General features: G+C 59.7%; 12 protein-coding genes. All 12 read right to left on the reverse strand.

The annotated features are described in order from the left end of the window. Positions 1 to 65 precede the first annotated feature (65 nt). Complete coding sequence (locus tag NE547_RS05140) at positions 66 to 743, reverse strand: metallophosphoesterase (RefSeq protein WP_186906579.1); 678 nt, start codon at positions 741 to 743, stop codon at positions 66 to 68. A 1-nt stretch (position 744) separates the two neighbouring features. After that, a complete protein-coding gene (gene thrC / locus NE547_RS05145; protein WP_256174943.1) occupies positions 745 to 2,232 on the reverse strand; it encodes a threonine synthase in 1,488 nt (495 codons plus the stop codon). Next, positions 2,220 to 3,182, reverse strand: a complete 963-nt coding sequence (locus NE547_RS05150; protein WP_186906581.1) for a dipeptidase — start codon at positions 3,180 to 3,182, stop codon at positions 2,220 to 2,222. The genes thrC and NE547_RS05150 overlap by 13 nt, the downstream gene beginning before the upstream one ends. Positions 3,183 to 3,199: 17 nt before the next feature. Further along, the gene (locus NE547_RS05155; protein ID WP_186906582.1) at positions 3,200 to 3,571 is read right to left on the reverse strand and encodes a YraN family protein; all 372 of its coding nucleotides are present in this window, start codon (positions 3,569 to 3,571) and stop codon (positions 3,200 to 3,202) included. Then, positions 3,568 to 4,173 (reverse strand): ribonuclease HII, encoded by a 606-nt coding sequence (locus tag NE547_RS05160; protein WP_186906583.1) that lies wholly within the window; start codon positions 4,171 to 4,173, stop codon positions 3,568 to 3,570. Before NE547_RS05160 ends, NE547_RS05155 begins: the two co-directional genes overlap by 4 nt. A 10-nt stretch (positions 4,174 to 4,183) precedes the next feature. Then, on the reverse strand, positions 4,184 to 5,038 hold the full coding sequence (gene ylqF, locus NE547_RS05165; protein ID WP_186906584.1) for a ribosome biogenesis GTPase YlqF: 855 nt from the start codon (positions 5,036 to 5,038) through the stop codon (positions 4,184 to 4,186). 114 nt (positions 5,039 to 5,152) lie between these two features. Further along, positions 5,153 to 7,147, reverse strand: coding sequence for an amidohydrolase family protein (locus NE547_RS05170; RefSeq protein ID WP_243204659.1), 1,995 nt, complete (start codon positions 7,145 to 7,147; stop codon positions 5,153 to 5,155). A 227-nt stretch (positions 7,148 to 7,374) separates the two neighbouring features. After that, positions 7,375 to 7,716 (reverse strand): 50S ribosomal protein L19, encoded by a 342-nt coding sequence (gene rplS, locus NE547_RS05175; RefSeq protein ID WP_186906585.1) that lies wholly within the window; start codon positions 7,714 to 7,716, stop codon positions 7,375 to 7,377. 257 nt (positions 7,717 to 7,973) lie between these two features. After that, positions 7,974 to 8,585: a site-2 protease family protein gene (locus tag NE547_RS05180; protein ID WP_186906586.1), complete on the reverse strand. Its 612-nt coding sequence runs from the start codon at positions 8,583 to 8,585 to the stop codon at positions 7,974 to 7,976. A 2-nt stretch (positions 8,586 to 8,587) separates the two neighbouring features. Next, on the reverse strand, positions 8,588 to 9,601 hold the full coding sequence (locus tag NE547_RS05185; RefSeq protein ID WP_256174944.1) for a M23 family metallopeptidase: 1,014 nt from the start codon (positions 9,599 to 9,601) through the stop codon (positions 8,588 to 8,590). A 200-nt stretch (positions 9,602 to 9,801) separates the two neighbouring features. Next, on the reverse strand, positions 9,802 to 10,614 hold the full coding sequence (locus tag NE547_RS05190; RefSeq protein WP_256174945.1) for an IS3 family transposase: 813 nt from the start codon (positions 10,612 to 10,614) through the stop codon (positions 9,802 to 9,804). A gap of 42 nt (positions 10,615 to 10,656) precedes the next feature. After that, positions 10,657 to 10,971: an imidazolonepropionase gene (locus tag NE547_RS05195; RefSeq protein ID WP_256174946.1), complete on the reverse strand. Its 315-nt coding sequence runs from the start codon at positions 10,969 to 10,971 to the stop codon at positions 10,657 to 10,659. Positions 10,972 to 11,438 lie beyond the last annotated feature (467 nt).

The raw sequence follows: 11,438 nt of genomic DNA on the forward strand, positions 1-11,438 counted from the left end.
CCATCTTTCGCGTTATCCGCTCTATACTATCAGATATGCAGGAAAATTTCCATACTTTTTTTGCATTATTCGCAGATTTTTTGTGGGCGGAAGCCCAGGTAGTCGGCGGAAACCAGATGATATTCCACCGCGCCGTACCGCCCCTCCACCGCCAGCTTATGGCTGCCGCCGTGGAGATGGCCGTAATAGCAGCGCTCCACGCCGTACTGCTCCAGAAGGGCAAGGATCTCCGGACAGGTATAGCCCTGATAGCAGGGCGGGTAGTGGAGAAAGCACAGCTTCGGCCGCTCCCCCGCCGCCTTCAGGGAGGCCTCCAGGCGGATCAGTTCCCGCTTGAAGACCTTCTGTTCCCCCTTTTCCTCATAAAACCAGCCCCGGGTTCCGCACAGGGCATATTCCCCGTATTCATAGCAGTTATTGTGAAGGATATTCAGGCTTTTCCAGCCGTGCTCCGCAAAAAAGCGGTTCATTTTTGCGGAGGTATTCCACCAGTAATCGTGGTTTCCCTTCAGCAGCAGCTTGCGGCCCGGCAGCGCGTCCAGAAAGGCAAAATCCCGCGCCCCTTCCTCCAGGCCCATGGCCCAGGACAGATCGCCGCAGAGCACTACCGTGTCCTCCGGCCGCACTGCCCGGAACCCCTCTCTCAGCTTATCCACATACCCTTCCCAGCCGCCGCCGAACACATCCATGGGCTTATCGGAGGCCAAAGAGAGGTGGGTATCCCCGATCGCGTACAGGGCCATCTTATTTCAGCAGCTCCAGGACCTGGTCCACCATATGGTCCTTCTCCACGTTCTGTGCAAAGCGTACGCTCTTGTCCTTCAATCCGGCCAGCGGCGCGGGGGCGGCCACGCCCGTCCGGGCGGAGAGCTGTTCCAGAATGGCGGTGCCCTGCTCCAGCTCCGTAACGCCCAGAGCGCCCAGCACGCTGTCGCAGAACTTGAACGGACTGGCGGTAGAGGCCACCAGAGCCGGCGATGCATCCCCCGTCTCCTTTCGGTACTGGTCCAGTACCTCGAAGGCGACGGCCGTGTGGGGGTCGATCAGATACTTATGCTCGTTCCACATGCGGCCGATGACCTGCTGGGTACGCGTGTCGTCGCAGTACCCGGCGGCAAAGAGCTTGCCCAGCTTATCCCTGAGGACGGGACTCACCTCGTAGCGGCCCTCCTGGTTCAATTGGGCCATATAATCCCGCACCTCGGCGTCGTCATGGCCGGTGAGGGCGAAGAGCAGCCGCTCCAGATTGGAGGAGATGAGGATGTCCATGGAGGGGGACATGGTATTATAAAAGGTGCGGTTACGGTCATATACGCCGGTGCGCAGAAAATCGGTCAGCACATTGTTGGAATTGGAGGCACAGATCAGCTTTCCGATGGGCACGCCCATGGTCTTTGCATAATAGGCGGCCAAGATGTTGCCGAAATTTCCGGTGGGCACGCATACGTTCAGCGCTTCGCCCTTCTGGAGCTTCCCATCCCGCATCAGGTCGCAGTAAGCGGAGATGTAGTAGACGATCTGCGGCAGGACGCGGCCCCAGTTGATGGAATTGGCGGAGGAGAGAAAGAAGCCGCGCCCGGCCAGCTGCTCCCGCAGAGCGGGGTCGGCGAAGAGACGCTTCACGCCGGTCTGGGCGTCGTCGAAATTGCCCACTACGGAGCACACGCCCACGTTTTCGCCCTCCTGGGTGACCATCTGCAGCTGCTGGATGGCGGACACGCCGTCCTTGGGATAGAAGACAAGGATACGGGTCTTCTCCACATCCTTGAAGCCCTCCAGCGCGGCCTTGCCCGTGTCGCCGGAGGTCGCCACCAGGATGCACACCGTCTTCTCCTCCTGGTTCTTCACCAGCGCGGCGGAAAGCAGGTGGGGCAGCATCTGCAGCGCCATATCCTTGAACGCGCAGGTGGGGCCGTGCCACAGTTCCAGGCAGTAGGTGTTCCCGTCCACGTCCCGGACCGGAGCCACCGCCTTCACATCGAACTTATCCGGCCCATACGCCCTGGAGGCAAAAGCCGAGAGCTCGGAAGAGGTGAAATCATCCAAAAAGCTCCCCATGACATAGACGGCCCGCTGCTGATAGGACATGTCCCGCATGGTCTCCAGGGCGTTCTGGGACAGCTTGGGGAAGACCTCCGGGGTCATCAGTCCCCCGTCTGCAGCCAGTCCCTGGGCGATGGCCTGGGCGGCCGTGCGCCGGTCCTCCTTGTTTCTCGTGCTCACATAGTACATACTTCGCTCACTACCCTCATTAGATTCTCGAAAAACAGAGCGCGCAAAAGCGCCTCGCTGTAATTTCGCTGCAAAAGCCGTTCCCAGAGCCGGTCCAGGTCCTGGATGCCTTTGATCCCTTCCGGCAGGAGGGAACAGCCGTCCAGATCGCCGCCCAGGCAGACGTTTTGTTCGCCCCCCAGTTCCAGCCAATGCTCCAGATGGGCCACGACCGTATCCACGTCCGCCCGTTCCCCCAGGAAGCGGGCATACAAATTCAGCCCGGCCACGCCGTTGTGGTCTATTATGGCAGTAAATTGCGCGTCGGTCAAGCTTCTGGGGTGAGAAAATACGGCTCTGGAATTGGAATGGCTGGCCAAAAACGGGCCGTCTACCCGCTCCGCCACGTCCCAGAAGCCCGGGTCGGACAGGTGGGAGACGTCTACCAGCATACCAAGCCGCCCCATTTGGTCCACAAACGCGCGGCCCTGGGCGGACAGGCCCCGGTCCGTCTCCTCGGCATTGCTCCCGGAGAGGTCGTTGGCGTGGTTCCAGGTGAGGTTCACCGCCCGCACGCCCAGACGCCAGGCCTCCTCCAGCCGCTCCAGAGAGCAGTCCAGCAGTTCCCCGCCCTCGGCGGACAAAAAGGCCGCGGTCTTCCCGGCGGCAAAGGCGTCCGCCGCCTGGTCCGCCGTGCGGCAGTGGACGACCCGGTCGCGGTTCTCCGCCATCTCCCGCTGGAACACGGCGTACTCCTCCCGGAACAGCTCCCCCAGCCGCAAGCGCCGCAGATCCCTGCCCGGGAAGTCCTCCGCCGCGCCGAAGAGGGCAAAAAACTGGGCGTAGCGGCGGTATTTGCCCGCGCGTTCCAGATCCACATGGCCCTCGTTCCTCCGCAGGCTCCCGCCGTATAAGTAACGCTGAAGGATCGTGTCGCAGTGCCCGTCAAACAGATCGATGGTGCTGTGCATGGTCCCTGCCACCCCTTTCAAAAGGCGTTTAAGACATATTGTATTTGAGGGCGCTCCGTGCCCAGGCCCCGGGGCGCGTAGACCTCCGCCACATCAAACCGGGGCTGGAGACCGCCGGCCGGATGCTCTGCCAGCCAGCACTCCGCCGTGATACGCAGCTTCTCCTGCTTCCGCCGGTCCACAAAAGCCCGCGCCGGGGCAAAGGCGCCGCTTTTCCGCAGCTTTACCTCTACAAACGCCAAATAACGCCCGTCCTCCGCGATCAGGTCGATCTCGCCGAAGCGGGAACGATAGCCCGCAGCTACGATACGCCAGCCCCGCCTTCGCAGGTCTTCCGCCACCAGGGCCTCCCCCCAGCGGCCCAGCAGCTTTGCCTCTGCCCCGCTCACAGCTTTTTTAAAAAAGTCCTGCGGTGGATGGGACAGGGGCCGTATTTCCGCAGCAGCTCATAATGACGGCGGGTTGGGTAGCCTTTATGGCGCTCAAACTCATATTCCGGATAGCGCCGGGCCATCTCCTCCATATAGCGGTCCCGGCTGACCTTGGCCAGGATCGAGGCCGCAGCGATGGAGGCCGACAGGCTGTCTCCCTTTACAATCGCGCGGTGGGGCGTGGTGATCGCCGCCGCCCTGCCGCGATCCCGGTTTCCGTCGATCAGGGCAAAGTCTGCGGCCGGGGCAAGCCCGTCGATGGCCCGCTGCATGGCCAGTATCCGGGCGCTGAGGATATCGGTCTCGTCGATCTCCCGTTCATCCGCCCAGGCCACCGCCCAGGCCGACGCCTGTTCCCGGATGCGGTCAAAGAGGCGTTCCCGGCGCTTTGGGCTTACCTGCTTGGAGTCGTTGAGTCCCTCCAGCTTCCATTCCGGCGGCAGGATCACCGCCGCGGCATAGACCGCGCCGGCCAGAGGGCCGGCCCCGGCCTCATCCACACCGCAGACCAGCGCTGCGCCTTCCGCCCAGCAGGCCCGTTCCGGTTCCCACAGATCCATCGCGTCTCCCTCACTCCACCGGCGGAAGTTCCAGCGTAATATTTCCTAACGTTCCAGACCGGTATTCGTCCAGCAGTACCTTGGCCATGCGCTCCGTATCCACCTCGCCGCCGGAGATGAGGAAGCCACGCTTACGGCCGCAGGCTTCCAACAGCTCCCACCCCTGCCCGGACAGGTCCGCCGGGATCTGATACCGCTGCTCCAGCGCATTGGGGTAGCGTGCCGCCAACAGCTCCAGCAGGCGGCAGGCCAGTGTTTCCGCGTCCATGACCTCGTCCTTCACCGCACCGGTAAAGGCCAGGTGCAGCCCGGTGGCCTCATCCTCGAACTTCGGCCACAGGATTCCGGGAGTATCCAACAGATCCAGTCCCGCATCCACGCTGACCCACTGCCTGCCCCGGGTGACGCCGGGCCGGTTCCCCGCCTTGGCGGATTTCCGCTTTGCCACCTGATTGATGAAGGTGGACTTGCCCACGTTGGGTACCCCCACTACCATCACCCGGATGGGGCGGCCTACCATCCCTTTGGCCTTCCACTGCTCCAGCTTCTCTTTCATTGCATTTTTTATGGTAATGGAAAACTGGTTGACACCCTTTCCATCCCTGGCGTTGGTCTCCAGTACCGCCCATCCCCGCTCCCGAAACCAGGCGCACCAGGCCCTCGTCCCCGCAGGATCGGCCTGATCGGCCCGATTGAGTACGATCAGGCGGGGCTTCTCCCCCACCAGCTCGTCCAGATCCGGGTTCCGGCTGGAGACGGGGATGCGTGCATCAATGACCTCGGCCACCAGATCCACCAGCTTCAGGTCTGCCTGGATCTGCCGCCGGGTCTTGGTCATATGGCCGGGATACCATTGGATGTTCATGCTCCAGCCTCCTTTTTTGCTAATTTTAATATTATACACAATATCTGGTGGTTTGAAAAGGGGGAGAACAGCAAAAAAGCGGGGGCCTCCCCCCGCTTTTTTGCTGTAATATCCTTATTTGAGCCAACCGATGGAGACGCACCGGCTGTCGCCGTACCAGGTCACGTTCCGGCCCAGGCCCTCGAACAGGGCGCGTACCGCCACATAATCCACGCCGTCTACGGTCTTGACGGGCAGCTTGATGGACTTGCCGTTCAGGGTGACCAGCATGCTGGCGCCGTCGGCGCGCTTCTCCGCGCTGATGCCGTTGATCACATCGTTGAGCGGCACATAGATCTTGCCCGGCTCTACGATCAGCTCGCTGTTAAAGGTCAGGGGCAGGCCATTCCACATGATGGTGGGAACAGAGGTATCCTTCTGATAGACCACTTCGCCGCCGGAGACGGTCAGCAGCGCCTGGATGTCCTTGATATCCTCCTCCGGGCAGGTCATGTAGTCCCGGTCGATGACCACGAAGTCGGCCAGCTTGCCAACCTCCAGGGAGCCCTTGAGGTCCTCGTTGAACTCACCGTAGGCGGGCCAGTTCGTATAGGAGCGCAGGGCCTCCTCGCGGGTCATGCACTGCTCGGGGTGCCAGCCCTCGGGGGGCTCGCCCAGGCGGCTCTTGCGGGTCACCGCCGCATAGAGGCTGTGATAGGGGTTGACCAGTTCCACCGGGGCGTCCGTTCCGTTGATGATAATGCTGCCGCTGTCGATGATGGTCCGCCAGGCATAGGCGCCCTTGATGCGCTCGGTGCCGATGCGGTCCTCGGCCATCAGCATGTCAGAGGTGGCGTGGGTGGTCTGCATGGAGGGCAGAACCCCCATATTGATGGCCCGCTGGATGTCGTCCAGGGTCAGGATCTGGAAATGCTCGATCCGCAGGCGGTGGTCCTCTCTGGGGTTCTCCGCCAAGACCTTTTCATAGCAGTCCAGAAGCTGGTGGTTGGCCGCGTCGCCGATGGCGTGGCTGCCCATCTGGTAGCCGTTCTCATAGGCCAGCTTCACCAGAGCATACATCTCGTCATCGGTATAGCGGTTGTTGCCGGTATGACCGGCCCGGTCGCTGTAATCCTCCAGCATGGCGGCGGAGCGGGCACCCAGAGAGCCGTCGCTGAACAGCTTGACCGCCCGCACGTCCATGTGGTTGTTGTACAGGCCGCCCTGAGGCGCGGTGGTGCGCAGGTAGTCGGCCTGCTCGCCCTCTGTGGAGGACAGGGACATCAGCAGATAGGAGCGCAGTTTGAGCTGTCCGCTCTCGTACAGCGGCCTGTAAACCTCGTTCAGGTACTCCACGGAGGTACCGGCGTTCATGGCAGAGGTCAGGCCGTAGGAGAACAGCTGCTCCTGGGCCATCAGCAGGGCATCCTTCTTCTGCTGGATAGTGAAATCGGGGATCAGGCCGCTGATGGGGTACATGGCGGTATCAGTCACGCAGCCCAGCAGCTCGCCGCTGTCCGTCTTCAGGTATTCGCCGCCCTGGGGATTGGGGGTGTCCTTGGTGATGCCGGCCAGCTCAAAGGCCATGGAGTTGACCCAGCACATATGGCCGTCTGCCCGGCTCAGGTAGACCGGGTTGTTGGGGGCCACTGCGTCCAGGTCCTCCTTGGTGGGATAGTCGGTGTTCTCCCACACGGTGTTCAGCCAGCCGCTGCCCTGGATCCACTCGCCGGGCTGGGCCTTCTCAGCCTCCGCCTTCACGGCCGCCAGGATGACGTCCTTCGGCTTCCAGAAGGCGTCGATAACCAGCATGTCCTCTCCCAGGCCGTTGATGTGCATATGGCCCTCGATCAGGCCGGGAATGACAGTCTTGCCGCCCAGATCCACGACCTTGGTATTCGCGCCGATGTAAGCCTCCACACCGGCCTCGTCCCCCACATAGACCAGGCGGTCGCCCTGGATTGCCAATGCGGTGGCAATGGAAAACTCTTCATCTACAGTATAAATTTTGCCGTTGCGATAGACACTGTCGGCGGCCTGCGTCCCGGCCGCCATCGCAGGGAGCATGGAGAGAAGCATTGTGAGAGTCAAGAGCATTGCCAGAATCCTGCCGAAACGTTTGCGTGACATGGTTGTTCCTCCCTTTATAATCTTCTTTCTGGTCTTCCTGGTCTGCGCGTGACTGACCCCAATCCTCCTTTCCTCTTGGTTAGTAACTATAGCGTAACATCTTTCCGTTGTTTAGGCAAGTATAACTTTAAATTTTTTTCAGTTTTCTCCCGCTGTTTTTGGTCACATTTACAATATAACCAAAAAGGAGAGGCATATGCCTCTCCTTTTTGGGGGACGGATCTGTTTTAAATGCGCTCTTTGACCTTGGCGCTCTTGCCCATACGGTCCCGCAGATAGTACAGCTTGGCTCGGCGGACTTTGCCCTTGCGAACGGTCTCGATCTTTTCGATCGTGGGCGCATGGATGGGGAAAACCTTCTCCACGCCGACACCGTAAGACACGCGGCGGACCGTGATGGTCTCCTCGATGCCGCCGTGCTTCTTGGCGATAACGGTCCCCTCGAAGACCTGGATACGCTCGCGGTTGCCTTCCTTGACGCGGATGTGCACCCGAACGGTGTCGCCCACATTGGCCGCGGGGGGCGCTTCCTTCTGATACTTGCTGCTGAATGCCTGCATGAGATCCATAGTCGTTTCCTCCTAGTTTATAGGCGTTCATGCCGGCTCTTTCACGCCGCCCGGTTCCGGGCGGCAGCCGCAGAGGACCACCCTTTATTGAGACCGTAATAGTTTACCATACGGCGGATCGGATTGCAAGCAGATTTTAAAGAGATCGCAAGGAAAACGCCGCGCGATCCGGCAGGGGGCATTTGCAGAAGACCTTGCGTCCCGCCAAGGGGCCAACGATTCGGAACCGGCCACAGGCGCAATCGTGCGCTGCCGCTTCATCCCCTTGCCCGTGCGCCTCCTCTTCGCGCCGTCCAAGGCGAGAGCAGCAGCCACAAAGCCGTGATCAGCAGCGTCAGGTTCGCCTGTCCCCGCAGCGTCAGCAGCAGACTGCCCAGGGTCAGGGCCAGGGATACTGCAGACGAGGTCGCGGCCACGATCCGTTCCGCCTTCTCTTCCGTTTCCAGCAACGCCAGCAGGCACCACAAGCACCGCCCGCCGTCCAGCGGGGCCGCCGGCAGCAGATTAAAGCCGGCAAGCGCCAGATTGAGTCCGGCAAACAGATAGGCCCTCTCGTCCCCTCCTCCTGCCATATGGACGGCGGCGCCGGCGCAGAGAAGGTTGGCTGCCGGACCGCCCAGGGCAGCCAGGAGCTGCCTGCCATAGCCCATCGGGTATCGAGCGGACAGCTTCAGCTCCGCGCCCACGCAGGTCAGCCGCAGCAGCGCCACCCGTCCGCCCAGGCAGCGGATCGCCAGCCCGTGCCCCAGCTCGTGGAGTGCGCAGGCCGCCGCGGCCCAGAACAGCAGATTCTCCGTATCCAGATAAAACAGCAGCGCCGCAACCAGCAGGAACCCGCCGCTGATCTCCACATGCCTCCAGCGCAGCATGCTCAGGCCGGATTGATATAATAGGCCGGATTGAGCAACACGCCGTTGAGCTTCATCTCAAAATGGAGATGCGGCCCGGTGGAATTGCCCGTAGCGCCGGAGAGCGCCACCCGCTCTCCGGCCTTCACGGTCTGGCCCTGCTGTACCAGAAGCTCGCTGCAATGGGCATAAAAGGTGGTCAGTCCCCCCGTATGCCTCAGTTGGAGGTACTGGCCATAGATCTCGCTCTCCCCAATATAGTCCACCGTCCCGTCCGCAAACGCCAGCACATCCGTTCCGCTGTTCACCCCCAGATCCACGCCGTTGTAAAACTTCTCGCCTCCATCCACCGGGTGTTCCCTCCAGCCGAAATCAGAGGAGATCCACCCCAGTGCCGGGGTGACCGTCTCGGTCACCCCGAGTACCTTTAAATTGTATTTATCCATCGTCGCATTGTCCGGAAGCGCAGGGCCGTCATAGGCCATGTGCTCAACCGCCGGCTCCGGGGTGGGCGTTGGCTCCGGACTGGGGGAGGGCTGCATGGGCACCGGCTCTCCCGGCTCCGACTGTATTCCGCCGCCGTTCAGCCAGTGGGATACCGGCGTGACACGCTGCGGATATCCGCTGAGAAAGGCATTCTGCGCCTGAAGCGTAGGCGCCTGCTCCAGCGTCAGTCCGCCGGAGACGGTCACCGTCCCGCCGCCAAACACATCTACCCACAACTCGCCCAGGGTATCCAATACCGGCTCCCCCTCTGAGATGGAGCGGCCCAAGCTGACAAAGGCAGCCCGGAAATCCGTGTCCGAATGCAGCGTGCTCAAAAGCTGCTCCCGCACCGCCTCCACCTTATCCGGAAACACGCCCTTTCCAATGAAGACCACGAGGAACAGTACCACGCAGACCACAAGCTGCAGTAACCTCCTTCTCTCTCGCGTGCCCAGTACCGTTTTTCCGCCGCTTTTCCGCCGGGATGCCGCTCTGCGTCCACGGCTTTGCTCCTGCCGCTTCTTTTCCCACTCCCGATAGGTCGTTTCCATACCGGCGCCCTTCCCTTCTGTAACGCTTTTTGAGTTCAGGACATGTATATGCGGCCAAGCCGCCCGCTATACCATCGGTCTGCAGGAAATCGCTCCTCCGTCGCTCCAAACAAAAGAAGCGGCCCAAAGCGGCCTTGTCATGAACTGCCCCAGGTTGTGCGGACCGTACAAAAAGGGACCCTGGCAGGAACTATTGAGTTTTATGTGGAGAGGCGACGCGCAAGCGGCGCCTCTCCAGTCTTTAGCTGAATGTGCTCATGGTTGTAGAAGTGGATATAGCGGTCAATCCTCTCGTTGGCTTCAGAGAAAGTCGCCGGTTTGCGGCGGTAAATGCACTCTGTTTTAAGAATGGAGAAGAGATTTTCCGCCATGGCATTATCATATGGCTTGCCTTTCCTTGACATGGAAAGCGTAATGCCGTATGCTTGAGTCAGATTGAAGTATGCTTGTGGGGCGTACTGAAATCCCTGGCCGCTGTGGAGGCCGAGTCCCGCAGCGACCCTCTTTTTCTCTTTCTTCATCGCCGGACGAATGGTGTCCAGGACCAGATTTACAGTCTGCCGCCTCCCGGTCTTGCAGGCTGCAATGCCGTTATCGCAGAGGTCCCGAATCATGGAACGATACAGCACCCCCTGTTTGGTGTGGATATAAGAGATGTCCGTTACCCATTTGCGGTTGGGACTGTCCGCATGAACATCTCTGCTGAGCAAATTCTCATATTTGTGAAGCCGCTGTCCCATCTGCGTCCATTTCCTGCGGCGGCGGATCTCAGACAGCAGATCATACTTCTTCATGATCCTCAGTACAGTTTTGGGATTGCGGAAAATGTTCTGACTTTTCAGCCACAGCCACATTTGCCGATAGCCGTAAGTTCGGAAGCTGCGTTCCTGCTGCTGTGCAATGCGTTCTGCAAGAGCAGCCTCCTTCTCCGGCCTGCCCGGGCGATGGACAAAGGCGTAGCAGCCGCTTCTGGATACTGCAAAAAACGCCCACATGACGGGCACCGGATACACGCCGCTGTGACGATAATATGATGTGGTATTTTACCCTTGCCCTCACCTCCTTCCTGCGGACCGCAGAAAATCCCGCAGCAATTTGTTCTCCATGCGCAGTCGCTGGATCTCACAGGCCTGCTCTGCTGCAATGTCTCTGGGAGCAGCATCTTTCCTTGGCCGTCCTTTTGGACGTGGAAGGATCCCGGCTTCCAGCTTGCGTTCTTTTCTCCGCTCCCGCTCAAGCAGCCTTTTCCCCACCCGCTTATTCTGGGAGCCATAGTATTCTGCAACTTCCCGCTGCGTTTTTCCCTCTGCCGGCATAGCCTTGATTTCAGGCAGCAACGCTTGAACGTGTGTGTAATTCCGTTTCCCCATAACAAGACCCCCCGATGTAGTTTATTTTCCTACATCAGGGGGTCTTTTGTCACTGCCCGTTTTTACTGGTCCTGTTCATTTTTCAAGGCTTCCGGGGATTTTCTATTTTATTCCCACTCGGCAAATTCAGATATATGGGAGTGTATTTGAGGTGATTTCACGAGCAAAACATTCGCAAATATATTAATGTTTCACCAGTTATTTGGGGCACCTCGTTTTCTTAGTATCAAAATAGTATCACAGAAAACGAGGGATTGCAAGGGTTTCAACCCCTAAATGATCACTATCAAAACTTCCCTCAAATTGAGGTAGAACCTCGACTTGAACTTGAAGATAAAAGGGTCAGGTAGAATAAGTTTCGCAAAAAGACAAAGAGACATGGTTTGCAGATGTCTGGTAGAATGAAGTTGCGACACCACCATTCGAAAGGAGACAGCAAACCATGTCCGAAAAGATTGTACAGCTAA

The sequence above is a fragment of the Flavonifractor sp. DFI.6.63 genome (assembly GCF_024462255.1).
Lineage (GTDB): Bacteria > Bacillota > Clostridia > Oscillospirales > Oscillospiraceae > Lawsonibacter_A > Lawsonibacter_A hominis.